Annotated in this window: 26 protein-coding genes and 1 pseudogene; 26 read left to right on the top strand and 1 reads right to left on the bottom strand. The window is 39.7% G+C overall.

Translation table 11 applies throughout. The features are described from left to right. Positions 1-137: 137 nt before the first annotated feature. The 11 genes from lepB to AB1A03_RS05100 all read left to right on the top strand — a co-directional run bounded on the left by lepB (position 138) and on the right by AB1A03_RS05100 (position 11,814). Positions 138-1,052, top strand: a complete 915-nt coding sequence (gene lepB, locus AB1A03_RS05150) for a signal peptidase I (protein ID WP_354623529.1) — start codon at positions 138-140, stop codon at positions 1,050-1,052. Next, a complete protein-coding gene (gene rnc, locus AB1A03_RS05145; RefSeq protein ID WP_354623527.1) occupies positions 1,052-1,738 on the top strand; it encodes a ribonuclease III in 687 nt (228 codons plus the stop codon). The genes lepB and rnc overlap by 1 nt, the downstream gene beginning before the upstream one ends. Then, on the top strand, positions 1,739-2,641 hold the full coding sequence (gene era / locus AB1A03_RS05140) for a GTPase Era (protein ID WP_354623526.1): 903 nt from the start codon (positions 1,739-1,741) through the stop codon (positions 2,639-2,641). A 9-nt stretch (positions 2,642-2,650) separates the two neighbouring features. Beyond that, positions 2,651-3,352, top strand: coding sequence for a DNA repair protein RecO (gene recO, locus AB1A03_RS05135; RefSeq protein WP_354623524.1), 702 nt, complete (start codon positions 2,651-2,653; stop codon positions 3,350-3,352). 15 nt (positions 3,353-3,367) lie between these two features. Continuing rightward, positions 3,368-4,102, top strand: coding sequence for a pyridoxine 5'-phosphate synthase (gene pdxJ, locus AB1A03_RS05130; RefSeq protein ID WP_354623523.1), 735 nt, complete (start codon positions 3,368-3,370; stop codon positions 4,100-4,102). 72 nt (positions 4,103-4,174) lie between these two features. Then, positions 4,175-5,401, top strand: coding sequence for an aminotransferase class V-fold PLP-dependent enzyme (locus AB1A03_RS05125; protein WP_354623522.1), 1,227 nt, complete (start codon positions 4,175-4,177; stop codon positions 5,399-5,401). Positions 5,402-5,443: 42 nt separating this feature from the next. Then, positions 5,444-6,874, top strand: a complete 1,431-nt coding sequence (locus AB1A03_RS05120; RefSeq protein WP_354623521.1) for a DUF2867 domain-containing protein — start codon at positions 5,444-5,446, stop codon at positions 6,872-6,874. Positions 6,875-6,900: 26 nt separating this feature from the next. Next, positions 6,901-7,719, top strand: a complete 819-nt coding sequence (gene mazG / locus AB1A03_RS05115) for a nucleoside triphosphate pyrophosphohydrolase (protein WP_354623519.1) — start codon at positions 6,901-6,903, stop codon at positions 7,717-7,719. Positions 7,720-8,106: 387 nt separating this feature from the next. Further along, positions 8,107-9,744 (top strand): CTP synthase, encoded by a 1,638-nt coding sequence (pyrG, locus tag AB1A03_RS05110; protein WP_354623518.1) that lies wholly within the window; start codon positions 8,107-8,109, stop codon positions 9,742-9,744. 111 nt (positions 9,745-9,855) lie between these two features. Continuing rightward, positions 9,856-11,154: a phosphopyruvate hydratase gene (gene eno / locus AB1A03_RS05105; protein ID WP_354623517.1), complete on the top strand. Its 1,299-nt coding sequence runs from the start codon at positions 9,856-9,858 to the stop codon at positions 11,152-11,154. A gap of 84 nt (positions 11,155-11,238) precedes the next feature. Beyond that, on the top strand, positions 11,239-11,814 hold the full coding sequence (locus AB1A03_RS05100) for a phosphopyruvate hydratase (RefSeq protein WP_354623516.1): 576 nt from the start codon (positions 11,239-11,241) through the stop codon (positions 11,812-11,814). Between the two features lie 103 nt (positions 11,815-11,917). Here AB1A03_RS05100 and AB1A03_RS05095 read toward each other — a convergent pair whose 3' ends face one another. Next, on the bottom strand, positions 11,918-13,195 hold the full coding sequence (locus AB1A03_RS05095) for a maltoporin (RefSeq protein WP_354623514.1): 1,278 nt from the start codon (positions 13,193-13,195) through the stop codon (positions 11,918-11,920). Positions 13,196-13,813: 618 nt separating this feature from the next. Here AB1A03_RS05095 and ftsB point away from each other — a divergent pair. The 15 genes and pseudogenes from ftsB to groL all read left to right on the top strand — a co-directional run bounded on the left by ftsB (position 13,814) and on the right by groL (position 25,513). After that, positions 13,814-14,092, top strand: a complete 279-nt coding sequence (ftsB, locus tag AB1A03_RS05090; protein WP_354623513.1) for a cell division protein FtsB — start codon at positions 13,814-13,816, stop codon at positions 14,090-14,092. Next, positions 14,092-14,794, top strand: a pseudogene (ispD, locus tag AB1A03_RS05085) (2-C-methyl-D-erythritol 4-phosphate cytidylyltransferase). The gene ftsB and the pseudogene ispD overlap by 1 nt, the downstream one beginning before the upstream one ends. Before the next feature lie 18 nt (positions 14,795-14,812). Next, on the top strand, positions 14,813-15,307 hold the full coding sequence (gene ispF, locus AB1A03_RS05080; protein WP_354623512.1) for a 2-C-methyl-D-erythritol 2,4-cyclodiphosphate synthase: 495 nt from the start codon (positions 14,813-14,815) through the stop codon (positions 15,305-15,307). Then, a complete protein-coding gene (truD, locus tag AB1A03_RS05075; RefSeq protein WP_354623511.1) occupies positions 15,304-16,104 on the top strand; it encodes a tRNA pseudouridine(13) synthase TruD in 801 nt (266 codons plus the stop codon). Before ispF ends, truD (AB1A03_RS05075) begins: the two co-directional genes overlap by 4 nt. After that, positions 16,076-16,336, top strand: coding sequence for a tRNA pseudouridine(13) synthase TruD (gene truD / locus AB1A03_RS05070; protein WP_354623510.1), 261 nt, complete (start codon positions 16,076-16,078; stop codon positions 16,334-16,336). Before truD (AB1A03_RS05075) ends, truD (AB1A03_RS05070) begins: the two co-directional genes overlap by 29 nt. 98 nt (positions 16,337-16,434) lie before the next feature. Then, positions 16,435-17,016, top strand: a complete 582-nt coding sequence (locus AB1A03_RS05065; RefSeq protein ID WP_354623509.1) for a YqaA family protein — start codon at positions 16,435-16,437, stop codon at positions 17,014-17,016. A gap of 1 nt (position 17,017) precedes the next feature. After that, positions 17,018-17,893 (top strand): peptidoglycan DD-metalloendopeptidase family protein, encoded by an 876-nt coding sequence (locus AB1A03_RS05060; protein ID WP_354623508.1) that lies wholly within the window; start codon positions 17,018-17,020, stop codon positions 17,891-17,893. Positions 17,894-18,133: 240 nt separating this feature from the next. Beyond that, positions 18,134-19,069, top strand: a complete 936-nt coding sequence (gene rpoS / locus AB1A03_RS05055) for an RNA polymerase sigma factor RpoS (protein ID WP_354623507.1) — start codon at positions 18,134-18,136, stop codon at positions 19,067-19,069. A 366-nt stretch (positions 19,070-19,435) separates the two neighbouring features. Continuing rightward, positions 19,436-21,055, top strand: coding sequence for a response regulator (locus AB1A03_RS05050; protein WP_354623506.1), 1,620 nt, complete (start codon positions 19,436-19,438; stop codon positions 21,053-21,055). Positions 21,056-21,087: 32 nt separating this feature from the next. Beyond that, positions 21,088-21,627, top strand: coding sequence for a GspH/FimT family protein (locus AB1A03_RS05045; RefSeq protein WP_354623504.1), 540 nt, complete (start codon positions 21,088-21,090; stop codon positions 21,625-21,627). Beyond that, complete coding sequence (locus AB1A03_RS05040; protein ID WP_354623503.1) at positions 21,621-22,235, top strand: prepilin-type N-terminal cleavage/methylation domain-containing protein; 615 nt, start codon at positions 21,621-21,623, stop codon at positions 22,233-22,235. The genes AB1A03_RS05045 and AB1A03_RS05040 overlap by 7 nt, the downstream gene beginning before the upstream one ends. Before the next feature lie 238 nt (positions 22,236-22,473). Next, the gene (locus AB1A03_RS05035; protein WP_354623502.1) at positions 22,474-22,950 is read left to right on the top strand and encodes an FxsA family protein; all 477 of its coding nucleotides are present in this window, start codon (positions 22,474-22,476) and stop codon (positions 22,948-22,950) included. 159 nt (positions 22,951-23,109) lie between these two features. After that, the gene (locus tag AB1A03_RS05030) at positions 23,110-23,361 is read left to right on the top strand and encodes a DUF1107 domain-containing protein (RefSeq protein ID WP_354623501.1); all 252 of its coding nucleotides are present in this window, start codon (positions 23,110-23,112) and stop codon (positions 23,359-23,361) included. 141 nt (positions 23,362-23,502) lie between these two features. Further along, positions 23,503-23,793 (top strand): co-chaperone GroES, encoded by a 291-nt coding sequence (locus AB1A03_RS05025; RefSeq protein WP_354623500.1) that lies wholly within the window; start codon positions 23,503-23,505, stop codon positions 23,791-23,793. Positions 23,794-23,875: 82 nt separating this feature from the next. Then, a complete protein-coding gene (groL, locus tag AB1A03_RS05020; RefSeq protein WP_354623499.1) occupies positions 23,876-25,513 on the top strand; it encodes a chaperonin GroEL in 1,638 nt (545 codons plus the stop codon). Positions 25,514-25,968 lie beyond the last annotated feature (455 nt).

Here is a 25,968-nt window from a genome sequence, read left to right as displayed (position 1 = left end):
TATAAACAGGTCAAAAATCTGCGTATTCAAGTTGTTTACGCATAATTGGTAGTCATATTAGTTAAACGGATATGTGCCTACATGTCAGCTTAAATAATCTGATTGAATAAAAGAAAATCTAAATAATAGGAATGAAAATGGCAAATACGTTTGCACTTATTTTGGTTATATTAACCTTTGTTACCGGTATTGTCTGGCTGCTTGATAAATTTATATGGGGGCCTAAACGAGTTGCTGCTAGACAAGCAGCACAGGATAAAGTGGAAGGGGTATTAGATGAACAAACATTGGCAGGTATCTATCCTGAAAATGTGATCATCGAAAATGCGCGATCACTGTTTCCCGTCATTGCGATTGTTTTTGTCTTGCGCTCTTTTTTATATGAGCCTTTTCAAATTCCATCGGGTTCAATGATGCCCACCCTATTAGTTGGTGATTTTATTTTAGTTGAAAAATTTTCCTATGGTGTCAAAGAGCCTGTTTGGCAAAATACACTGATCCCAGTTGGCGAGCCTAAACGCGGTGATATCGCGGTATTTAAATACCCAGAAGATATTCGTGTTGATTACATCAAGCGTGTTGTTGGTTTACCGGGGGATAAAATTGTTTATAAAGATAAGCGCCTTTATCTTGTTCCTGCATGTGAAAAAGAAAAATGTGGTAACTATAAAGCCGTTGATACGCAGTATATCGGTGAGCAAGATTTTGCCGATGAAGAGAGTATGATGCAAGTTTATAGCGAAATATTAGGTGAAGTGGCCCATAAAGTATTAATCAATCCGCTGCGTAGCGACCATGTCGCTTATTATTATCAGCAAGCAGATACCTACGCCTATGAATGGATTGTGCCTGAAGGTAATTACTTTGTCATGGGGGATAACCGAGATAACAGTAAAGATAGCCGTTATTGGGGATTTGTTCCGGAGCAGAATTTAGTGGGTAAAGCCGTTGCAATTTGGGTAAGTTTTGAGTTCTACCGTCACCGCGATGATTTTCTTCCTACTTGGGTACCCAGTGGTATTCGATTTGATCGTATCGGTGGTGTTAAGTAATGAGTATTAAGAATGACGAATTAAAACGTTTAGAAAGACGCATCGGTTATACCTTTAAAGATTTTAATTTACTCAAACAAGCGCTCACTCATCGCAGTGCCTTGGGAAATCATAACGAACGATTGGAGTTTTTAGGGGATTCAATCTTAAGTTTTGCAATTTCGACGGATCTTTACACCCGTTTTCCTAATGTGGATGAAGGTGATTTAAGTCGCATGCGTGCGACCTTAGTGTGCGGAAAAATGTTAGCTGAAATAGGGCGTGAATTTGTTCTAAGTGATTGCTTGATTTTAGGGCCGGGAGAGTTGAAAAGTGGTGGTTTTCGCCGCGACTCCATTATCGCTGATAGCGTTGAAGCGATTATTGGTGCGGCTTTCCTTGACTCGGATATTGATACTGTTAAGGGTTTGATTTTAGGCTGGTTTGATAGTCGTTTAAAGACGATTAAACCGGGAATTAGCCAAAAAGATCCGAAAACGCGTTTACAGGAACGTTTGCAGTCACGTAAAAAAGCACTACCCGTCTATGAAGTGATTGAAATCAAAGGTGAAGCGCATAACCAGCGTTTTACAATGAGCTGCACTATTGAAGGTTTACCCTCGGTGATGGGGCAGGGGACAAGTCGACGCAAAGCGGAGCAAGTGGCCGCCGAAAAAATGTTAGCATTTTTACTGGGAGCACAATAAATGAGTACAAAATGTGGATTAGTGGCAATTGTTGGTCGTCCAAATGTGGGTAAATCAACATTGATTAATGCCTTATTAGGTCAAAAAGTGAGTATCACTTCACGCAAAGCGCAAACGACTCGTCATCGCATTTTAGGTATAGATACCGTCGGCGAGTATCAAACTATTTTTGTCGATACTCCGGGGCTACATGTAGAAGAAAAACGTGCGATTAATCGTTTGATGAATCGCTCTGCAGCGAGCTCAATTAATGATGTTGAAATGGTGATTTTTGTCGTTGAAGGGACACACTGGAACGAAGATGATGAAATGGTACTGAGTAAATTACAGTACTTAAAATGCCCGGTAGTGTTAGCCGTTAACAAAATTGATAATGTTGAAGATAAAGAGCTTTTATTACCGCACTTAGAAACATTAGCTAAACGTTATAATTTTGCTCACATTCTGCCAATGTCTGCTAAAAAAGGCGATAATGTGGAAAAAATCCGTCAATGGGCGCAACAGGCTTTGCCTGAATCTGAGCACTATTTTCCTGAAGATTATATCACTGATCGTTCGTCACGCTTTATGGCGTCAGAAATAGTCCGTGAGAAGCTAATGCGTTTTCTAGGTGATGAGCTTCCCTATTCAGTCACCGTTGAAATTGAGCAATTTAAACAGCAAGCAAATGGTGTGTTGCATATTAATGCATTGATTTTAGTTGAGCGAGACGGTCAAAAACGGATGGTTATCGGCAATAAAGGTGACAAAATTAAAGAGATTAGTAAACAATCTCGCCTTGATATGGAAGAACTTTTTGATGCGAAAGTCTTTTTAGAAGTTTGGGTGAAAGTTAAATCTGGCTGGGCTGATGACATGCGTGCGTTACACAGCCTTGGCTATGGTGATGATTACAGTAAGTAAGCATTTACTATGTCAATTGAGTCTCATCAAGCTTTTATTCTACATCGACGCCCCTACGGTGAAACCAGTCAATTAATTGATCTGTTCTGCCAAGATGTAGGGAAAGTGAGTTTAGTGTATAAGGGGGCGCGTAGTAGTTCGCGTATGAAACGCGGTATGGCGCAACCTTTTACCCTGCTACAAGTGAGTTATTTTGGACGTGGCAGTTTAAAAACGGTTAAGTCCATTGAGGCCATTACTCAGGTCGTGCCATTAAGTGGTGATCGCCTCTATTTAGCAATGTATATTAATGAATTATTATACCGCCTTCTAGAGGCTGAAACTTCCTGTGATGGTTTATTTACAGCTTATCAGCAGACATTGCTAGAAATCGCTGCGGCAGGTAACCCACAAATTACATTACGTCGTTTTGAATTTAGCCTATTAGAAAATTTAGGTTATGGTGTTAATTTTCATGAAGATATTTACAGTGGTGAATTAATCGAAGCGGGTTATGAATATCAATATCAGCAACAGGCAGGTTTTTTCGCTAAACAAGCGATTCATAAAAAAGATCAAGTCTATAAAGGTGAAGAGATACTCGCATTGGCTAATCGAGATTTTTCTAGCCCGACTATTTTACACACGGCAAAACGTTTTTGTCGTCAAGCATTAGCCCACCTATTGGGTGGCAAACCATTACATAGCCGCAGTTTATTTGCGGCGAAATAAAAGGACAACGTAGCAATGAGTAAGATTTTATTAGGTGTAAACATTGATCATATCGCCACATTGCGCAACGCGCGTGGGACTTGCTATCCAGAGCCTGCCCATTTAGCTGCTGTAGCCGAATGTGCGGGTGCCGATGGTATCACGATCCATTTACGTGAAGATCGCCGCCATATTATCGACCGTGATGTTGAAGTGTTAGCACAGACATTACAAACACGAATGAATTTAGAGATGGCGGTAACCGATGAAATGGTTGATATTGCCATTAAAACCAAACCAGCCTTTGTCTGTTTAGTACCAGAAAAACGTGAAGAGTTAACCACTGAAGGGGGGTTAGATGTGATTGGCTCTTTTACTAATATCGCCAGTGCCGTCGCCCGTTTAAATGCGGCTGGTATTCAGGTCTCTTTGTTTATTGACCCTGAAAATGCGCAGATAGATGCAGCGTTTAAAACGGGCGCTGCCTATATCGAATTACATACGGGTCAATATGCCGATGCAACCAGCGAAGCGATTCAAGAATCGGAATTAGAGCGTGTTGCTAAAGCGGCTACCTACGCACACCAAGTTGGTTTAAAAGTGAATGCAGGGCATGGTTTAAACTATCATAATGTGAAACCTATTGCGGCATTGCCAGAAATCATCGAACTGAATATTGGTCATGCGATTGTTGCTCGTGCGCTAGTTGATGGCTTTGCTAACGCAGTGAGTGAAATGAAACGTCTAATGGTTGAAGGGCGAAATGGCTAAAGGCTGTTGTTGGCTATCGGTTGTGATTTCTAACTGCTGATAGCCTTCTTAGATTGTAAGTGAGTGTTTACCTTGGTTGAATCTACATTTTCTATTGAACAATTGCGTTTGCAGTTTCCTGCCCTACAGCAAACCATTAATGATCACCCTTTGATCTATCTCGATAATGCCGCTACGACCCAAAAACCGCAGGCCGTTATTGATGCAATCACCTCCTATTATGCTAATGATAATGCCAACGTTCACCGTGCTAGTCACCAACTGAGTAACCGCGCAACGATGCGCTTTGAAGCGGTACGCGAAAAAGTAGCGACCTTCATTAATGCTCAAAATAGCAAAGAAATCATTTGGACGAAGGGGACGACCGAGGGGCTTAACTTATTAGCTAATACGTTAGCCAAAGGGTTACGAGCAGGTGATGAAATAATTATCAGTGAGCTTGAACATCACGCGAATATTGTTCCATGGCAAATGTTGGTTGAGTCAATTGGCGTTGTCCTAAAAGTGATCCCCCTTGATAAACAGCATTGTTTAGATATGGATGCCTATAAGTCATTACTAAATGATAAGACTAAACTTGTCTCTGTTAGCCATATTTCTAATGCATTAGGTGTAATTAACCCCGTTAAAGAGATCACCTTTTTAGCCCACCAAGTTGCTGCGCAAGTTATTATTGATGGCGCGCAAGCGGTTGCGCATGAAGTGGTTGATGTACAAGATATAAATTGTGATTTTTATGTTTTTTCTGGGCATAAGCTATTTGCTCCAACGGGCGTCGGTGTAGTGTATGGCAAGCTGCATTTATTAGAAAGTTTGCCACCGTGGCAGGGCGGTGGAGAGATGATTAAAAGCGTTACTTTTACGCAAACCATTTATAATGATCTGCCCTTCAAGTTTGAAGCGGGCACGCCCAATATTGCAGGGGTTATCGGTTTAGGTGCTGCGATTGATTTTATACAACAGTATGATAGGCAACAATTAAAAGCCCACGAACAGGCTTTGCTTGTGTTTACAGAAAATGAATTGGTGAAAATAAAAGGTATCACCGTTTTTGCCCAAGGTGAGCAAAAATCAGGAGCATTGAGCTTTACGGTGCAGGGTGAACACCCCGCTGATATCGCCATGTTATTAGATGCTCAAGGTATTGCGGTGCGCAGTGGTTCTCATTGTGCCATGCCATTAATGGCAATATTAAATTGCAATGGCAGCGTGAGAGTTTCTTTTTCAATGTATAATACCTTACGGGAAGCTGAACATTTTATTAGCGCATTAAAAAAGATATTGCAGATGTTAGCGTAAGCTTATTTATTGCAGCATGCTTTTAAAAGCGGGAGTCGTTAGATGAAAATATTAGTGATAGGTGCGCTAGGAACGGTGGGGAGAAAATTAGTACCTGAGTTATTAGCCGCGGGACATCAAGTAGCAATATCTTCGCGCTATGCCAGTAAAATTGCACCTTGGCCTGATTCGGTTTGTCGTCGCTTCACGCTCAATTTGCTTTATTATGATTCAATACCGCCAGCTTTAGATGGGGTTGAATTAATCTATTATTTAATGCACGCAATGAGTGATGGGCAGACGCATACAAGTAAGGAAGTTATTGCGGCTAGAAACCTTGCCCATGCAGCAGCTAGTGCAGGGGTTAACCGTATTATCTATTTAGGCAGTTTAGTTTCAGCTCGGCCTAAATCTGACCATATGCTTGCGCGCATTGCCACTGGCGAGGCATTATCATCTAGTGGTATTGCTGTAACAGAGTTGCGCGCAGGGATTATTATTGCACCGGGCTCTGCCGCCTTTGAAGTGATGCGTGATATGGTTGGTCATATGCCTTTCGCCTTGGTTCCTAACGCCATAGAGACACAAGCGCCTCCCATCGCGTTGGTCAACGTGCTTCATTATTTGGTTAAATTAGCTGACATGCCGGAAACCGCAGGGATGATACTTGACGCAGCAGGACCGCAATGGTTGAGTTACCGACAGTTGATGCTTAAAATCGCTAAAAAATTTAATAAAAATATAAAGATAATTGCCATTCCCGGTCTGCCAATACGGGTAGCGTGTACGGTGTTAGGGGTGGTAACGTCGGTGCCGCAAAATTTAGCAAAGTCACTAATTGCCGGTTTAGCAGAGCAACTTCAGGCCCGCCCTGAGTCATTACGTAAACTCATACCGCAGTCATTAATTAGCGTTGAGCAAGCCATTGATGATGTTTTCAAACAAGAACAGATATTATCCTATCCAGAGCGTTGGGAAGATGGTGTTCCTGCCTTTCGTAATTTTTCATCGCTACATGGTTTTTATGCTAAAAGTGCAAAAAATAGTATCACCATTCAAGCTAGCCCTGAGCAAATTTGGCAGGTTATCAATTTACTCGGTGGTGAACATCGCTATTTTTATTTTAATAGCCTTTGGGCATTACGAGAGTGGATTGATTACCTGTGCGGTGGTGATGGGCGTCATCATGGTCGAACCGATAGCTCGCAGCTAAAAGTGGGGGATCGAATAGATTCATGGACAATACTCAGCGTCGAAGAAAGGCGTTGTTTAGTGATGCGTTTTGGTATGAAGGCCCCCGGTGGCGGTGGAATGCAAATAACAATTGATCCCGATCGCGCAGATCGTAGCATTCTTAAAATTGCATTATACTGGCATCCTGCTGGGATTTGGGGTTTAGTCTATTGGTACTTTTTTGCTCCGTGGCATAAATTGTTACTGACTGGCATGTGTAAAAAAATAGCGCAGTTAGCGCAGCAAATAAAAACGCCTTGATGGGGTGTAAAACATAAGGAATAGTCATGGCTTCTTCAAATTTATCATCCCTGTTAAAGATCATGCAACAATTGCGCGATCCTGAAACAGGCTGCCCCTGGGATGCCAAACAAACATTTACATCGATTGTGCCTCATACTATTGAAGAGGCCTATGAGGTAGCGGATGCCATCGAGCAGAAAGATTTCAATGAGTTGAAAGGGGAGTTGGGAGATTTACTTTTTCAAGTTGTTTTTTACGCACAACTCGCAAAAGAACAAGGTCTGTTTGACTTTGATGAGATTATCTCAACCTTAAACGAAAAATTGGTGCGTCGTCATCCCCATGTTTTTAGTGCTGCGGAATTTGCAAATGAAGCGGAAATTCATGCCAATTGGGAGAGAGAAAAGGAGAAGGAGCGAGCGAAAAAAGCAAGCTTAGAGAATAAACCAAAAAGTGTTTTAGATAATATTCCAATGGCGTTGCCAGCATTAAACCGCAGCTATAAAATTCAAAAACGTTGTGCTCATGTCGGTTTTGATTGGCATGATTTAGCTCCGGTTGTTGATAAAATTAAAGAAGAGCTTGATGAAGTATTGGTGGAAGTTCAGCGCAAAGATTTAAGTGAGCAACAAAAACAGTTACGTATAGAAGATGAGCTTGGCGATCTATTATTTGCTAATGTCAACTTAGTGCGGCATCTAAAATGCAACCCTGAGCAGGTGTTGAGACAAGCTAACAGTAAATTTGAAAAGCGTTTTCGCTTGGTTGAAATAGAAGTGATGGCTCAGGGGAAGCGGATGCAGGAATGTTCCTTAGAAGAATTAGATGCTATTTGGGAGCAAGTTAAAAAAATAACCATATAGCCACTTTCTATAATATTGATATTGTATAATAAGATGTTTTTTATTGCGTTGTTTTATCAATTTCAAGATGTTGATTTTTCATGATATAGCGCGATTCTAGCGCTTCGTTGATGCTATTTCCCCTCCAGCTACAATATTGGTGCGGTTTACCGTTAATTATTCTATTTTCAGTGAATCTGTTATAAAAGATTGTCGAAAATAAGCGCGCTTGCTATACTGTATTCCCATCTAAATGTCCTAAATTCTCATTTATAATTACAGTAAATTGATGCCAGTAGCGAAAACCAGCAATTATCTTTAAGTTGGTGTTTTTTTGTGTTTGTATCTTTATCTCTTTTAATGAGTAAATAAAATTTCTTTTTTAATTCCTAATATCTCAGGGTTACTATGACGACAAAATATATTTTCGTAACTGGTGGTGTGGTTTCATCGCTAGGTAAAGGCATTGCCGCAGGCTCTTTAGCCGCTATTCTCGAAGCGCGTGGTTTAGATGTCACGATTATGAAACTTGATCCCTATATTAATGTTGATCCAGGCACAATGAGCCCTATTCAACATGGTGAAGTATTTGTCACGGATGATGGCGCTGAGACGGATCTGGATTTAGGTCATTACGAACGTTTTATTCGCACTAAAATGACTAAGCGTAATAACTTTACAACGGGCAGAGTTTATTCTGAGGTGTTGGCAAAGGAGCGTCGAGGCGATTATTTGGGGGCAACTATTCAGGTTATCCCACATATTACCAATGAGATTCAAGATCGCATTATTGCTGGTGGTGAAGGGCATGATGTCACTATTGTTGAGTTAGGTGGTACCGTTGGCGATATTGAATCGCAACCCTTTTTAGAAGCCATTCGCCAATTGGGGTTAAGAGTCGGTCAAGCTAACGCCATGTATATGCATCTAACGCTATTGCCTTATTTAAAAACCGCTGGCGAAGTCAAAACTAAACCGACACAACACTCTGTAAAAGAGTTACGTAGTTTAGGTATTCAGCCTGATATTTTAGTTTGTCGCTCTGAAGTGAGCATTCCAGTTAATGAACGCGCTAAAATAGCGTTATTTTGTAATGTTCAAGAGAAGTCGGTTATTTCCCTGCGTGATGTTGATTCAATTTACAAAATTCCCGCATTGCTTAAGTCGCAGGGATTAGATCAAATTTGTATTGAACGATTTGGTTTAGCGTGCCCAGAAGCTGACCTAAGTGAATGGGAGCAAGTTGTTTCTGAAGAAGCGAATACCTCCCATGAAGTTGTGATTGGTATGGTCGGTAAATATACCGAGTTACCTGATGCATATAAATCGGTGAATGAAGCATTAAAACATGGTGGTTTAAAAAATGCGGCTTCAGTTAAAATTAAATATATCGATTCACAGGATGTTGAAGTTCGTGGAATCTCTATTTTAGAAGGTGTTGACGCAATACTCGTACCGGGTGGATTTGGAGAGCGTGGCATTGAAGGTAAAATATTGGCGGCAAAATATGCGCGTGAAAACAAAATACCTTACCTTGGTATTTGTTTAGGTATGCAAGTTGCGTTAATTGAGTTTGCTCGAAATGTTGCTGGCCTTAAAAATGCACACTCCACCGAATTTAAAGCCGATACTGAGCAACCCGTTGTTGGCTTAATAACAGAATGGATAGATAAAACAGGTGAAATTGAACAGCGTTCAGAAAATTCTGATTTAGGTGGTACAATGCGCGTTGGTGCGCAACTATGTCACCTCAAAGAAGGGTCTAAGGTTGCTGCAATGTACGCTAATTTAGAGATATTCGAGCGTCATCGTCACCGTTATGAAGTAAATAATAATCTTTTGCCTATTATAGAAAAGGCTGGATTAGCAATAACTGGGCTATCGGAAGATAAAAAGTTAGTTGAGATTATTGAAAACCCTAATCACCCTTGGTTTGTTGCTGCGCAGTTCCACCCCGAGTTCACTTCTACACCTCGAGATGGGCATCCTTTGTTCAAAGGATTCATAAAAGCTGCGATAGATCATCAACAGGGTCGATTTAAATAGTTTTTGTTGACCAGATCACTTTGTTTTGTTTAAATTCGCAGCATAACGTGTTGCTAGGTCACATAAATAAATTTTTAATATTATTTTTTAATACAATCTAAAGGAACAATTATGTCTACTATCGTAAAAGTACTTGCTCGCGAAATCATTGATTCACGTGGTAACCCAACTATTGAAGCTGATGTTTATCTAGCTGACGGCTCTATGGGTCGTGCTGCAGCTCCTTCAGGCGCATCAACTGGTTCTCGTGAAGCGTTAGAATTACGTGACGGTGATAAAGCACGTTTTCTAGGTAAAGGTGTACTTAAAGCAGTTGCTGCTGTTAACGGTCCAATCGCAGATGCATTAGTAGGTAAAGATGCACTTGCACAAGCTGAACTAGATCAAATCATGATCGATTTAGATGGTACTGAAAACAAAGCTAACTTTGGCGCGAATGCAATCCTAGCTGTTTCTCTTGCAAATGCTAAAGCAGCTGCAATTTCTAAGAAAGTTCCTTTATATGCTCACATTGCTGACTTAAACGGTACTTCTGGTGTTTACTCTATGCCTCTTCCAATGATGAACATCATCAATGGTGGTGAGCACGCTGATAACAACGTTGATATCCAAGAATTCATGATTCAACCAGTTGGCGCTCCAACACTTAAAGAAGCACTACGTATCGGTGCTGAAATATTCCATAACCTAGCTAAAGTATTAAAAGCTAAAGGCCTAAGCACTGCTGTTGGTGATGAAGGTGGTTTTGCTCCTAACCTTGAGTCTAATGCTGCTGCACTAGCTGCAATCAAAGAAGCTGTTGAAGCTGCTGGTTACGTACTAGGTAAAGACGTTACATTAGCGATGGACTGTGCTGCATCTGAGTTCTACGACAAAGAAGCGGGTAACTACAACATGAAAGGCGAAGGTAAAATCTTTACTTCTGAAGAATTTAACTTCTACCTACAAGATCTTGCTAACCAATACCCAATCGTATCTATCGAAGACGGTCTTGACGAGTCTGATTGGGATGGTTTCGCGCACCAAACTAAACTAATGGGTGATAAAATTCAATTAGTTGGTGACGATCTATTCGTAACAAATACTAAGATCCTTAAGCGTGGTATCGACAATGGTATTGCTAACTCAATCCTGATTAAATTTAACCAAATTGGTTCTTTAACTGAAACGTTAGCAGCAATCAAAATGGCTAAAGATGCAGGTTATACAGCTGTTATCTCTCACCGTTCTGGTGAAACTGAAGATGCAACAATTGCTGATCTAGCCGTTGGTACTGCAGCAGGTCAAATCAAAACTGGTTCAATGAGCCGTAGTGACCGTGTTGCTAAATACAACCAACTAATCCGTATCGAAGAAGAGTTAGGCGCAAAAGCACCTTTCAACGGTCTTAAAGAAGTTAAAGGTCAGTAATTACTAATTACTGCGCTTGATTAATTTCATAGTAATCCCCGCTACGGCGGGGATTTTTTTTGGTTTTTTTTCATGGAAATGTATATGAATATCATTGTCGAAGTACTCGGTTGGACAAGTGTTGCTTTTTATATTTTATTGTTGTTATTTAATGGCATGAAAAATATGCGGTTGGCGTCTTTTTTGTCAGTTGCTAACGATGTGGTATGGGGATTCATGATTGGTGTCATGCCCAAGGTATTACTGAATTTGGTCGTTGGAAGTGTTACCTTCTATCGCTATATTTGTGATTTCACTAATACACCTAAAAAAGTGACCTACATTTTATTGGCCCTAATGATACTTGGCATCGGCTATTTCACCCACTTTGCTATTAACGATTATTTGGCTAATCCATCATTGGGCTTACTGCTGACTTGGGTTGATTTTGCACTAATACTCATTGCATTAAGCGTTAAAAGATTACGCATTTTTCAACTGTTTATGCTGACCTCTGCTTTTGTTGGTGGTTTTGCTTATTATCTTTTAGGTATTGAGCAAATGGTTGTTATCAAAGCGATAGTAGGGGGGATCACCAGCTATAAGTTATTCATCCATCCTTTTTTTCCACAATTAGAAAGCAAACTGTTATTTTGGAAGTCTAAGAAGTCTGGTGCATAAGCGAGTTGCAGCTTTACAAGACAGAAAAAAACCCTTAACAGTTGCCTGATAAGGGTTTAATTGAAATCACAGGCTTATAATTCAAGCCTGTAAACAGTGTGGATTACCACCAAGCTTCAGCTTGAAGACCAACACTAATGTTTTTGTCTCTGCCTTCACGGAATTTGTTGTCATCATCAGATTTAGCATAAGTTACATAGGCACGAAGTTCTGGACGAGCCCAGAAGCTGCTACCCGCAGTTAAAGCTTGAGCAAAAGTAACTTTAGTTAGATCTTCTTTTTGACCCCAGTCTGGGTTGTCAGTACTGTCGTAACCAATTTCGATGATTGATTTCATTGTATCAGACCATTTGTACACTGGACGGATACCTACAGAAGTCCATTTATGGTCGTTGTCGCCTTTGTAGTCTACTTGTGCGTAAATCGCGTTGTAGCCCATTTCAATTTTGTCACTAAGTTGGATCACACCCCAGTCGATAATACGGTAACCGCTAGAATCTTTATCCATCCAAGCGCCGAAGTAAGAGCCTGAGTGGTTGCTCATTAGTTCATGAGCTGAAGCGCCATCTGCATATTGAACAGTGAATTTGTTAAAGCCACCTAAAATACCACCTTGGGTATATTCAGCAGTCAATAATGTACCAGTGTCATCATTCAGACCAGCTTTATCTTGCTCATCAGTAATTGTAGGAACGTAAATGTTTGCACCTAATTCTAATGAAGCATCTTTCCACATTTGAATACCAGCCCAACGTAGGTCGATATTGTTTGTGTTGTATTGGTTAACTTTGTCTTCGTTACCAGATGGGCCGCCATCGTTAGTCACTACACGTAACCATGCAGCAGATAGTGTGCCTAATTGATCGTTAATTTTGAAGTTTTCAACACCGCCCCCGTAACCAGATGTATTCCAGTAGTAGAAGTCTAACCAGTGGATATCATGACGTTGGTAGTATTTTTTACCAGCCCAAACTTTAGTACCAGCTTCGTTAGTATATTCAACATTTGCTTGACGGAATGCAAATGCAGCATTACCCCAAGGATTTGAATCATCTGCTAAGATCTCATCACCATGACCACCGTCACGAGTATCCTGCCAATCTGCACCATTACCTGCTTTAATCGCAACCATAGTGTTTAGACGGAATTTTTTACCATCTTTTTCATATAAATCTTGTCCTAGACCAAGTTCTAAGTAAGATTCACATTCGTTACCAAGACGGTATTTAGTTGGAGCACCGTTTGCTTGAGCACAAACTTGATTGCCGCCATCTGTATTTTGGCCGATACCTGCACGCATATAACCGTTGAAATCTACCGCTGATGCGCTAGCTGACAACAATGCAACTGCTACCGCAGCCGAAAGAGTTTTGATTTTCATAATTATTCCTTTGATTCCATTATTTATTATATTTAAATATCCATCACTCTAATTCTTTAGAGTGAGTTAGCTGGGATAACAATTAAAATGGTAATTGAAGTTCCAATTAACTTGAGCGCATTATATGTGTGGAAGTTTCCTTATGGCTACGACGTTCGTCACACTTTTATTAATATAATAAAATCTTTGCGGAACTTTTGCGAAACTTTGAGCGACACACAACAAAAAATAAACTGAGTTGGGAGATGGGGAGTTAACAATGGCACTACTTTAGTACACTTTTATATTTAATGTTTATTAAATGTCACAAAAACAAGAATTAATAGCTAGATGGTGCAATATATTGCAGTCCTATTGCTAAAGCGATACAACTTATCTGTTCAGATATTTCCATGTTACCTCAAGATACGTTGTCTGTTGCAGGCTCCCGCAGAGCAAGCAAAGAGCTCTCCCTCTGCTTTGTGATAAAATCTCGATGTAGGATACTAGACTTTTACTTTGTAATTCGCATATTGATACGCTTTTTCTTGCTGACTTTGCATATTGAAGTACCATGGCTATATATGTGAGAATAGATCTTTGTAGGTAGAGGTAGGCATTATTGGAGTCCTTGAGTTCATGAAATTATTTGTATTGCTACTTATTTGTTTATTCGCACTACAGCAGTATCACTTATGGTTTTGCAAGAATGGGTTGCAAGATAACTACAGGTTGGAAAAAGAAGTGGCTTTAATCAAGGCTGATACGGAGCAGTTAATGCAACGTAATCAAATGATGTTCTCGGAAATTGAAGATTTAAAGCAGGGTCATCAGGCCATTGAAGAGCGTGCTCGCAATGAATTAGGATTAGTTAAAGAGGGGGAAACGTTTTTCCGCATTGCTTCTAAAGAAGATTAATGAATGTCATCAATATCGAGAAAAAAATGCATAAAACTAATTTAGTTGCGGTTATCGCAGCCGCTGGTATTGGTAAGCGTGTTGGTGCCGCTATTCCTAAGCAGTATTTAACTTTATTAGGTAAAACGATTGTTGAACACAGTATACAACCTTTTCTTGATCATCCCGATATTCATCAAGTTGTCGTCTCTATAGCAAAAAACGATACATGGTTTGTCAATTTGCCTATTGCTACTCACTGTAAAATACAATTAGTAGAAGGGAGCTGAACGCGTTGACTCGGTGCTTTCAGCATTACAGCTAATTGACCAAGATGCCTATGTCTTAGTGCATGATGCTGCTCGGCCGTGTATTACTCGAGGAGATATTGATAGCTTGATCGACCATGTTTGTTGTTCTCAGCAAGGTGCTATTTTGGCAACATCTGTGCGCGATACAATGAAACGCACCGATGCACAGGGAAATATCATTAAGACCGTTGAACGCACCCATCTCTGGCACGCGCTAACCCCGCAGATGTTTAATAATCGATTATTAATTGCAGCCATTAAAGCCGCGGATAATCTTGACAAAATCACCGACGAAGCTTCTGCATTAGAGTTGGCGGGAATACCCGTTGGCATCGTCGAGGGGCGTGGCGATAATATCAAAGTTACTCGGCAAGAAGATTTAAAACTAGCCGAGTTATACCTTACACAGTAATTAATAAAAGGAGCTATCATGATTCGTATTGGCCATGGTATTGATGTGCATAAATTTGGCGGTGAAGGGCCAATAACCATAGCTGGTGTGCAAATACCTTATCATAGTGGTCTACTCGCTCATTCAGATGGAGATGTAGCATTGCATGCACTGTGCGATGCGCTTTTGGGGGCTTTAGCGCTGGGCGATATTGGCCATCATTTTCCCGATAATGATCCTGCCTATGCAGGTATTGATAGTCGTAAATTATTACAAAGGGTTTTCTCTGAAGTTAAAGCTAATGGTTACAAAATTGGCAATGTAGATCTTACTATTATTGCCGAAATGCCTAAAATGGCTCCCCATATTTACGCAATGCGAGAACAAATAGCGGCTTTATTAGAAACTCAAATTTGCAATATTAATGTTAAAGCGACCACCACAGAAAAACTGGGTACGATTGGCAGAAAGGAAGGCATCGCTTCTCATGCTGTTGTATTAGTGAGTAAAATAACCAATGAAGAGTCAAAATGAGTGAAATAGAAGTTCCACAATTTAGTTTAAATTTTAGCTATTTATACGGGTTACCAAAAAGTTCAGGTATTTTCAAAGCATCTTGCAGTGATTTTTATGTAGAAGAAAAACTGGGTTTTGAATTAACTGGCGAAGGTGAACATGTCTGTTTGTGGATTGAAAAAACGGGAGAAAATACAGAATATGTTGCTAAGCAACTTGCAAAGTTTGCAGCAATTCCTGCGCGTGATGTGAGTTATGCCGGTTTAAAAGATCGCCAAGGTGTCACTAAACAGTGGTTTTCATTACATATCCCCGGAAAATTAAGCCCCGATTTTTCGCAGTTCGAATTACCCGGGGTGACCATACTCAAGGTGCTTCGCCACAATAAAAAAATAAGAACGGGCGCACTAGCTGGAAATTACTTTACGATTATTTTACGTGAAATAAGTGATAAAGAAGCCTTAGATAGCGCATTACTCAACGTTAAAAACGGCGTACCGAACTATTTTGGTAAGCAACGTTTTGGTTATGCGGGACATAATATCAATGCCGCTATGCAGATGTTTTTAGGTCGAAAAATAAAAGACCGCTTTAAGCGTGGTATCTATTTGAGTGCCGCACGTAGCTATCTGTTCAATCATGTTGTTTCTGAACGTATTAAGGATGGTTTATATAATCAGCCTTTATTGGGCGATTGTGTTCAATTTGTCGCTAATCGATTCTTTTTTTCCATTATTAGATCTTCAGCCAAGTACCTTGCAACGTTTACTGGATTGCGAGGTCTGTTTGACCGCCCCGTTGTGGGGGGCCGGTGACTTAACCTCTCAGGAAGATGCGCAAACCTATGAATTAAAAAAATTATTGAATTATCAAGCGATACAGGCCGGATTAGCTAAAAATGGTTTAAAACAGGAACGGCGACCGTTGTTACTAATACCTGAAGAATTATCATCGACTTGGCTTAATGATACGAGTGTCAAAATCGATTTTTATTTACCCTCGGGTTGTTATGCAACGAGTGTATTACGAGAGTTAATACGTGAATAATTTGTTATCTGAGTGAATAGTCATTAAATTAGGTGAGCTATTTGTTCCTATTAATATCATCAACTTAACAATTTTAAATTTACTTGAAAAGAGAAAAAATGAAAATATTTTCACCACTGTATAGCAAGGTTATGACATGGTCTAAACATAAATATGCGCCATATTATTTATATTTGACAGCGTTTGTCGAGTCTATTTTTTGGCCAATACCCGTTGATATTATGCTGGCACCGATGGCGTTGGCTAAGCCTAAATTAGCGTGGCGTTATGCACTTGGGGCGACCTTATTTTCTGTGCTTGGTGGGGCATTGGGTTATTATATTGGTCATGCTTTATATGAGCCCGTTGTATTGCCATTTATCGAGTTTATGCAGTATCAAAGCAAGATGCAAACGGCACAGGAGTGGTTTTCATACTGGGGGGTTATGATTGTTTTTATCGCCAGTTTTACACCCATCCCCTTTAAAGTTTTTACTATTACAGCGGGTGTCATGAGTATGGCTTTTATTCCTTTTGTATTAACTGCATTAGTTGGGCGAGGTTTGCGTTTCTTTCTTGTCGCGGGTTTGATGGTGTTAGGTGGAGAAAAAATGGAAGCAAAATTGAGTAAGTACATCGATATATTAAGCTGGATAACAATTGTGCTCGCCATGTTGTTATATTTTTTGCTTAAGAGCTGATATGCCAATGCTGTTTCCTGTTTTAGCTTTTTTGTTGTTGATATCTGGGTGTTCATCATCCGGGCACCGTGCGCCTGTCTCTGACCTGAGCTTAAATAAGGAATCTGTCGCAACGGTTAAACAGGTCAACAAGCCAAGTGATTATGAAAACGCAACACATTATAAAGTTGAAGCAGGGGATACACTTTACAGTATTGCTTGGAAAACTGGGGTGGATGTCAATAATATAGCTAAATATAACAACCTTAAAGCTCCCTATACTATTTATCAAGGAAGAAACTTAAAGCTGCGTCCCTCATTAGCTAAAAAGAGCCATAGCGGGACTGTCACTACAGTGAAAAAAACTTCCTCTACAGCAAAGAAAATAAAAAGTAGTTGTGTAAGTGAGATCTGTGTACAAAATAAGAAAGAAAAGGTTGTTGCAAGTAACGCAAAGGAATACCATAAGCACAGTAATAAGCCCAAGGCAAGTCAAATTAACGTGAATGACAAAGGTGGGGGTAAAATAAGCAATTGGCGTTGGCCTGCAGCTGGGAAGCTTAGTAAAACATTTTCTTCCTCCCAGGCAGGGATGAAAGGTATCAGTATATCGAATCAACGCGGAGCGCCAGTTTATGTAGCTTCCCCTGGCTTGGTTGTTTATGCGGGTAGCGCGTTACGTGGTTACGGTAACCTTATCATTATCAAGCATAATAACGATTATTTAAGTGCCTATGCCCATAATGAAAAACTCTTGGTCAACGAAAATGAGCAGGTGACGGCTGGGCAGGTGATAGCGACAATGGGGGATAGTGGAACAGAAACTGTTCATCTGCATTTTGAAATCCGTTATCGGGGTAAGGCTGTCGATCCTCAGCGTTATTTGCCAAAGCGTTAATGTGGATTGTTGGTCACATAATTAATTGATATTGCTTTACTGTTGTTCAAAGGAGTGATTTTATTGTTAGCTATTCCTTATTAGCGAATAGCAGAGGTGCTATCAATGGGAGTGATAGCAAAGGCGAAATTGCAAACAACAACTAAATAAAAAAATAATGAAGGGTTAGCCTTTTCAATATATATCAAAAAAAAGTAAATGATGGGTTAAGTGTAAGTATCGATTAAGGGGTAGTGAAATATGCAAGTAGCTGATGATATTATAATCGAAGTAGATGATGATAGTGACTTGATTGATGATGACACTGAGGTTGAAGAATTAACCGTTGATAATCAGTTTAAGGTAATGGATGCGACGCAGCTATACCTTGGTGAAATCGGCTTTTCTCCATTATTAACTGCTGCAGAAGAGATTTATTATGCGCGCCGCTCACTCCGTGGTGATGAAGTTGCACGTAAGCGAATGATCGAAAGTAATTTACGTCTTGTGGTCAAAATATCCCGTCGTTATAACAACAGGGGCTTGTCTCTGTTAGATTTAGTCGAAGAAGGAAATTTAGGTTTAATTCGTGCTGTTGAAAAATTTGACCCTGAAAAGGGATTCCGTTTCTCCACCTATGCAACATGGTGGATAAGGCAAACTATCGAACGTGCCATAATGAATCAAACTCGCACCATACGTTTACCCATCCATATCGTAAAAAAATTGAATGTTTATTTGCGCACTGCACGTGAAATTGCCCACAGTTTAACACATGAACCAACTGCTGAAGATATTGCTGAAAAATTAGGAGTATCAGCCAAGGAAGTCGCCCATATATTAAAACTCAATGAACGAATTAGTTCAGTTGATATTCCCATTGGTAATAATTCTGATAAAGAGCTATTAGATATCATCCCTGATCGTAGTGAAGCTTCACCAGAAAATGAGCTACAAGATGATGACATGAAGATACGTATTGTTGAGTGGTTAGAAGATCTAAATCCTAAACAACGAGAAGTACTAGCGAGACGATTTGGACTGCTTGGCTATGAAGCAGCAACGTTAGAGAATGTTGGCAAAGAGATTGGCTTAACACGGGAGCGCGTTCGTCAAATTCAGGTTGAAGCGTTGAGAAGTTTACGTGATGTCCTTTCCCAACAAGGTTTGTCAATAGAATCATTATTTAGACTATAATAGTTATTTTCTAAATCCTTTTTATCTGTATTGTTTAGATACACGTGTTGCGTGCATAGCATACTCACCAACACGTGGAATGTTTAAGTTTAATACCAATTATTTTAATTATCTAATACCGTGAACAGTTATATGCCTCTCACGAGGCAAGTGTGATAAAGCTAAGGAGTTCATCGCTTTATTACTTTTTACCTTATACCAATCTGGATAATATTGTGGTCATCGCTTGTGAGTAAATGAGAGAGCAAAGCATATGATTGAGTCATAGTCGACTATTACGATTGAATGCAACGCACCTATTTATTATTTTAAGCAACAAGATAGATCAGATACTTATGTAGATATGTATTACATAGCTAGGGAATTATGGCCTTACCCAGTAATTTTTTTGCAACACAATCTGTATTAGTTGTTGATGACATCGATACAATCCGAAATGCTGTTAAAGGGATGTTGCAAATGTTTGGCTGTCGCGATGTTGCCCTTGCGAGTAATGGTGACCGAGCGCTTGAGTTGTGTGAGTTGAAAGCATTTGATTTTATTTTATGCGATTTTAACTTAGGAAAAGGTAAGGATGGTTACCAGTTATTTGAAGAGTTAAAATTACGTTTTCTACTAAAAACGAATGCGGTATTTATTTTAATTAGCGCTGAAATGACGCAGCAAGTTGTGCATGGTTTGGTAGAACTTCAGCCCGATGATTATCTATTAAAACCCTTCTCCTATAAAACCCTTGAAACCCGTTTAGTCAGAGCCTTAGAGAAACGTATTGCTCTAGGGGGAATTTATGATGCTCTGGCGAATAAAGATTACACTAAAGCGTTGTCGGAATGCGCTAAAGCCAGTAAAGAGAGCAATAAATATACGCTAATGGTTACTCGTTTGAAAGGGGAAGTGTTACTACATTTGCAACATCCGCAATTAGCTTTGGATCTCTATGATGTCATTCTGCAACATAGAGATTTTTCTTGGGCTAGGCTGGGTAAGGCGATCGCCTATTACCATTTAAATGATTACAGTCGTGCTGAAAAGCTGCTATATGCATTATGTGATTTAAATGAAACACGCATCGAAGCACTGAACTGGTTATCTAGTATTTATGCGCAGAGGCAACGCTTTGCCGATGCGAAAAAACTATTAGTGGAATCGCTTAAACTCTCCCCAAAAAACATATCTAGGCAACGAGCTTTAGCTAACATCGCCTTATTAGAAGGTGATAACGAAACCGCCGCGCGTTGTTTTAAGGTGATATTAAGTAATTCCCACTTTTCGGTACATGAACATATTGTTAACAGTTTTAATTATATTCATTGCCTATTAGATCAAGCGAAAACAGGTAATGAGCTGCAACAGGCAAAAACGTTTTCACAGGTACAAGTTATTTTAAAAAATGCTTCTCAACGTTTTGATAAAAAACAATTTTGCGAGTTAGAGAAAATAGCTGCAGCGCGTATGCGGATAGTGAAAGGCGCATTAAAAGAGGCCTATCGATTACTCAATGATTGTGACATCGATGTTATCGTAGAGAGTGGGCGAGACACTGTTTTAGCACTAGCTAAAACGTGGCTTGAGCTAGGAGAACATAGAAAACATCATGAAATAATGGCGCTTATTTCACTACCAGAGGAGAGCAATAACATCGAAGTGATGAGCTATTTATTACTTATCAATAAGAGTAAGAAAGAGAGCAATGAGTTAATTAGAAAACTATTGGAGTTGAATGAAAAGGGTATTAATTTATATCGCAATGGTCTATACCCCGCCGCTACCGCAACGTTTCTGGATGCGCATAAAATTATGCCTAACAATATACAGCTGTCACTCAACTTAGCACAATCACTGGTTAAAGGCTGGCCCACTAATGAGCCATTTTCGTTGAAAAAAAATATAGCAAAACAATGTGTTAATGTTATTGAAGCTGCGGAACTTGATGAGGTTTCGATGCAGCGGTATCGCTGTTTTGAATCCGCACTTAAGGCGCTTTAAGTTGTTTTAATCATAAATTTCAGGAGTACAGGGTGGTTAGAAAAGGTGCTTATTATAGCCGAGGTTTGACACTCATCGAATTACTGATCACCTTGGTTATATTAGCCATTCTCATTTCTACTGTTAGAGCAAGTTATTACGCTCTTTTTGCCCACCAAGCTTTAATACAACGCGCCGAAAAACTACATCGTATATTAAGTTTAACTAGCTCGCAGGCGATCCGAAAAAACAGTGTGGTATATGCTCATTTTTGTCCGATGCAGGTTAGCGGTGCATGGCAGGTCATCACAACGGATGTCGATAACTGCGATTGCATCAATATTAACAGTTGCTTGTTCGATGGTTTACTCGTGAGTGAGCAAATAAGTGATGGCAACAAGGTCTCAACTTCTGCCGCAGACATCAATTTTTCTAGCCAACAAGCCTCCTATGGAGCGATGCGATTTAATGTTAATACGGGCAGTGTGAAATTTTCCACTCCCGATGGGGCACAGTTAAAAGTTATTCAATCCACAATGCGATTAAGAATATGTTCTCCTAATGAAGCACTGTTAGGGTATAAAAAATGTTAAAAGGTAAGTGCGGCTTTTCATTAGTTGAACTATTAATCGCTTTGTTATTGGGTTCACTGTTATTGACAATGATCATTAGTTTATATCTGTTTAGCGTTTCAGCGGGGGCTAAAAGTTTAAAACAGTCTCGTTTACGTACTGATTTACAATCACTCATCGCCGTGATGGAAAATGATATTCGCCGCGCAGGTTATGGGGGACGTGACTACTTGGTGGGTAGTGGGGCTGTAAAAACGGTCGATACGATCCATGGCGTAAGTGAAAATTGTATCATCTATTATTATAACCAAGATCATTCAGAGTCCCTTATTCACAGTAATAAAATGGCATTTAGGTTTGATGCTGATAATCAGCGAATCCAATTTGGTCGAGGGGTCGCCCCATTGGCGGCAGATTGTTATAACAGTGGTAACGGACATTGGGAAGCCATGACGGATAATAAATTCATAAAAATCACCAAGTTGGTTTTTACTGAAAGCGAAGTCTCGAGTGCGTCAGCGACGCTGCGTAGCGTATTTATCGAGTTATCTGGAGAGCTTAGCGCTGATAGTCAATACAAACATTTTATCAAGACGAAAGTGCAAGTTCGTAATTTAGAATACAAGTAAATTCAATATTCACTATGTTAATTAAGTACGCTTTACTATAGTCTTAATAACCATGCTACTTCAAGATGCAAAGTCAGCAAGCAAAAGCGTACCGAGATGCGAGGCTTCAAATAGAAGTATAGTTATTCTACCTAGAGATTTTATAACATCGCCGACTGCTACTCTTGTTATTGCCCTAACGCCTGACAAAGCATACTGAGGTAACTGGTTATATTTTCTACCAAAAATAGGAATGAATATGTTTGCTCGATTATTTTTACTTTTTACTGCCGTTTCCCTACTAGAAATTTTTGTCCTGGTTAAGGTTGGTAGTGCTTTAGGTGCTTGGCCAACGGTGTTATTGGTTATTATTACCGCATTAGTTGGGTCTGCCTTAGTGCGCAGTCAAGGTCTACAACTTATCCAAGATTTACAACAACGCGTTGCACGTGGCGAGATGCCGGGGCAACAGATGGTTGAAGGGCTAATGCTATTTGCCTCTGGAATTTTATTGGTCACGCCTGGTTTTGTTACTGATACCTGTGGTTTGCTACTTTTACAGCCATCCATTAGGAAAAGCATCGCACGAATGGTTTTGGCAAATATAAAATTAAATCCAAACGTGACGATGGGAGGTGCATTTCAACAGGGGGGAGCCCACTCACCTTTTTCTACTAAAAAAATGTCGGATGATGTCATTGAAGGAGAATTCGAACGTAAAGATGACAAAGAGTAAATTTTTAAATTGCGGTCACATATCTCTCTTTTTTTATTTGATAAATCTCATTTGCAACGGCATTGTATAGAAAGTCTATATATTTCATTGTTTTGTCATATATGGCGAGTACGTTAATGCGCCTAAAGTGATTTACAAAAAACAAAAGGGTCAACTGTTGTGAGTATAAAGAATTCAATTACATTAAGAGTTTTTAAAAAATATCAACCTCGTCAAATAGCTAAGTTTGTCAAAGCCTTTTTTAACGGACGTATTTTTATTGTTGGCTTGGGGCGGTTTCGTGTTATCAAAGGAAAATTGGTCGCATATCGTCATCAACAAAGCGACAAAAGCATATTGATTGCAGTAAGTGAAATTAATCGAATTATTAATGAACTCGCATCGCCGAAGATAAAGTCACCATCTACTTAACCTTGTTTAATCAAATTTTAATAGCCTATATGAATATATAGGCTTTTTTTTTTGCAAAAAAATACACTTTTGCACTTGAAAGTTTTACTCCCCCTCCCCATATCGCTTGTACATCCAAACGTCAATTTAGAAGGAAAAACCATGACTATTCGTCCATTACATGATCGTGTTATTTTAAAACGTACCGAGCAAGAAACTAAATCTGCAGGTGGCATCGTGTTAACGGGAAGCGCTGCGGAAAAGTCTACTCGCGGTGAAGTGCTTGCTGTTGGTAAAGGCCGCCTACTAGATAGCGGTGAGGTAAAGCCACTTGATGTAAAAGTGGGAGATATTGTTATTTTTAGTGAAGGTTACGGTCTGAAAACTGAGAAGATTGAAGGCCAAGAAGTGCTTATATTAAGTGAAAGTGACATTCTTGCTGTTGTTGAATAATTCGCTATTTTAATTGTACTTTACTTTTTCGTCGTAAAGTAATGTCAGTATCTTAAAATCGTAAAGAATAAAGGAAAATAAAATGTCTGCAAAAGAAGTTAAATTTAGTAACGATGCGCGTATTAAAATGTTAGCCGGTGTTGATGTCCTAGCTAATGCAGTTAAAGTAACATTAGGTCCTAAAGGCCGTAATGTAGTTATCGATAAAAGCTTTGGCGCTCCACAAATTACTAAAGATGGCGTAACTGTTGCGAAAGAGATTGAACTTGAAGATAAGTTTGAAAACATGGGCGCACAAATGGTTAAAGAAGTTGCTTCACAAACCAATGATGCAGCTGGTGACGGAACAACGACCGCAACCGTATTAGCGCAAGCGATTATTAAAGAAGGCTTAAAAGCAGTCGCTGCGGGTATGAACCCAATGGATCTTAAACGTGGTATTGATAAAACCGTTAAGTCTGCCGTTGCTGAATTGAAAAAATTATCAACCCCTTGTGCCGATTCAAAAGCGATCACACAAGTAGGTACTATCTCTGCAAACTCAGATAGTGAAATTGGTGAAATTATCGCATCTGCAATGCAGAAAGTCGGTAATGAAGGCGTTATTACCGTTGAAGAAGGGCAAGGCCTAGAAACAGAATTAGACGTAGTAGAAGGTATGCAGTTTGATCGCGGTTACCTATCGCCATACTTCATCACTAATCAAGAAGCGGGCACCATTGAGCTTGATAATCCATACATTCTATTAGTTGATAAAAAAATCGGTAACATTCGTGAATTATTACCAACCTTAGAAGCTGTTGCTAAAGCGTCAAAACCACTATTAATTATCGCAGAAGATGTTGAAGGCGAAGCATTAGCAACGCTAGTTGTGAATAACATGCGTGGCATAGTGAAAGTAGCAGCGGTTAAAGCGCCTGGTTTCGGTGACCGTCGTAAAGCAATGTTACAAGATATTGCGATTTTGACAGCGGGTACGGTTATCTCTGAAGAGATCGGTTTAGATCTTGAAAAGATCCAACTAGAAGATTTAGGTCAAGCAAAACGTATCGTTATCAATAAAGATGAAACCACAATTATTGATGGTGTTGGTGCACAAGATGCGATTCAAGCTCGTGTTGCGCAAATCAAACAACAAATCGAAGCCTCTTCATCTGATTACGATAAAGAGAAGCTACAAGAGCGTAGTGCAAAACTTGCAGGTGGTGTTGCTGTTATTAAAGTAGGCGCATCGACTGAAGTTGAGATGAAAGAGAAGAAAGACCGCGTTGATGATGCACTACATGCGACACGCGCAGCAGTTGAAGAAGGTGTTGTTGCCGGTGGTGGTGTTGCACTTGTGCGTGTTGCTGCATTATTAAAAGACCTAAAAGGTGATAATGATGAGCAAAATGTGGGTATTCGTGTTGCACTACGTGCAATGGAAGCACCACTGCGTCAAATTGTTGCTAACTGTGGCGAAGAAGCCTCTGTGGTTGCTAACAAAGTGAAAGAAGGGTCTGGTAACTTTGGTTATAACGCAACAACTAGTGAATATGGCGATATGTTAGAAATGGGTATCATTGACCCAACTAAAGTAACCCGTAGCGCATTACAATTTGCCGCATCGGTTGCCGGATTAATGATCACGACAGAGTGTATGATCACAGACCTACCAACGAAAGCAGAGCCTGCAATGCCTGATATGGGCGGAATGGGTGGTATGGGCGGTATGATGTAGTAAAACACACTCTAGATAGCTTTCTTTAAAAGCCATAACATGTTGATGTTATGGCTTTTTTGTTTCTTAGGTTTGATGAAGCTTTATCATTTTAGGGGTATAAAGTGGGGTACCAATAAAGCCTCCCATATGGATACTCTCTTAAAAGCAACGTGGTAATACCAATTCCGATAAATAGCTGATTTATTTTACTGGTTAAAACAACTTACTGCTGCGTTGTAATTTTCGCAAAGGGAATAACCATTTACGTTAAATTACGCCTTGAATTAAGCTGTTTTTCCTGCGCAAAATTTAGATCACATACTTACCGGAATTGGTATAAGTCATAAATGGGATGCATGATATGGGTTTGGGTTGGTTTAATGCCTCAATAACCTGAACATCTAATATCCACATTATCTTCTTTAATTTTGATACTAAAATTTCTCAAACTTGAATTATGTGTATATCATGCG

Origin of the sequence: Psychromonas sp. MME2 (genome assembly GCF_040566515.1) — a bacterium.
Lineage (GTDB): Bacteria > Pseudomonadota > Gammaproteobacteria > Enterobacterales > Psychromonadaceae > Psychromonas.
This window is presented reverse-complemented; position numbering and strand designations above follow the sequence as displayed.

Excerpts from the sequence above, each read along its gene's own strand:
- lepB (WP_354623529.1), top strand. The coding sequence starts at position 138 with ATGGCAAATACGTTTGCACTTATTTTGGTTATATTAACCTTTGTTACC.
- rnc (WP_354623527.1), top strand. The coding sequence starts at position 1,052 with ATGAGTATTAAGAATGACGAATTAAAACGTTTAGAAAGACGCATCGGT.
- era (WP_354623526.1), top strand. The coding sequence starts at position 1,739 with ATGAGTACAAAATGTGGATTAGTGGCAATTGTTGGTCGTCCAAATGTG.
- recO (WP_354623524.1), top strand. The coding sequence starts at position 2,651 with ATGTCAATTGAGTCTCATCAAGCTTTTATTCTACATCGACGCCCCTAC.
- pdxJ (WP_354623523.1), top strand. The coding sequence starts at position 3,368 with ATGAGTAAGATTTTATTAGGTGTAAACATTGATCATATCGCCACATTG.
- AB1A03_RS05120 (WP_354623521.1), top strand. The coding sequence starts at position 5,444 with ATGAAAATATTAGTGATAGGTGCGCTAGGAACGGTGGGGAGAAAATTA.
- mazG (WP_354623519.1), top strand. The coding sequence starts at position 6,901 with ATGGCTTCTTCAAATTTATCATCCCTGTTAAAGATCATGCAACAATTG.
- pyrG (WP_354623518.1), top strand. The coding sequence starts at position 8,107 with ATGACGACAAAATATATTTTCGTAACTGGTGGTGTGGTTTCATCGCTA.
- eno (WP_354623517.1), top strand. The coding sequence starts at position 9,856 with ATGTCTACTATCGTAAAAGTACTTGCTCGCGAAATCATTGATTCACGT.
- AB1A03_RS05100 (WP_354623516.1), top strand. The coding sequence starts at position 11,239 with ATGAATATCATTGTCGAAGTACTCGGTTGGACAAGTGTTGCTTTTTAT.
- AB1A03_RS05095 (WP_354623514.1), bottom strand. The coding sequence starts at position 13,195 with ATGAAAATCAAAACTCTTTCGGCTGCGGTAGCAGTTGCATTGTTGTCA.
- ftsB (WP_354623513.1), top strand. The coding sequence starts at position 13,814 with ATGAAATTATTTGTATTGCTACTTATTTGTTTATTCGCACTACAGCAG.
- ispF (WP_354623512.1), top strand. The coding sequence starts at position 14,813 with ATGATTCGTATTGGCCATGGTATTGATGTGCATAAATTTGGCGGTGAA.
- truD (WP_354623511.1), top strand. The coding sequence starts at position 15,304 with ATGAGTGAAATAGAAGTTCCACAATTTAGTTTAAATTTTAGCTATTTA.
- AB1A03_RS05065 (WP_354623509.1), top strand. The coding sequence starts at position 16,435 with ATGAAAATATTTTCACCACTGTATAGCAAGGTTATGACATGGTCTAAA.
- AB1A03_RS05060 (WP_354623508.1), top strand. The coding sequence starts at position 17,018 with ATGCCAATGCTGTTTCCTGTTTTAGCTTTTTTGTTGTTGATATCTGGG.
- rpoS (WP_354623507.1), top strand. The coding sequence starts at position 18,134 with ATGCAAGTAGCTGATGATATTATAATCGAAGTAGATGATGATAGTGAC.
- AB1A03_RS05050 (WP_354623506.1), top strand. The coding sequence starts at position 19,436 with ATGGCCTTACCCAGTAATTTTTTTGCAACACAATCTGTATTAGTTGTT.
- AB1A03_RS05040 (WP_354623503.1), top strand. The coding sequence starts at position 21,621 with ATGTTAAAAGGTAAGTGCGGCTTTTCATTAGTTGAACTATTAATCGCT.
- AB1A03_RS05035 (WP_354623502.1), top strand. The coding sequence starts at position 22,474 with ATGTTTGCTCGATTATTTTTACTTTTTACTGCCGTTTCCCTACTAGAA.
- AB1A03_RS05025 (WP_354623500.1), top strand. The coding sequence starts at position 23,503 with ATGACTATTCGTCCATTACATGATCGTGTTATTTTAAAACGTACCGAG.
- groL (WP_354623499.1), top strand. The coding sequence starts at position 23,876 with ATGTCTGCAAAAGAAGTTAAATTTAGTAACGATGCGCGTATTAAAATG.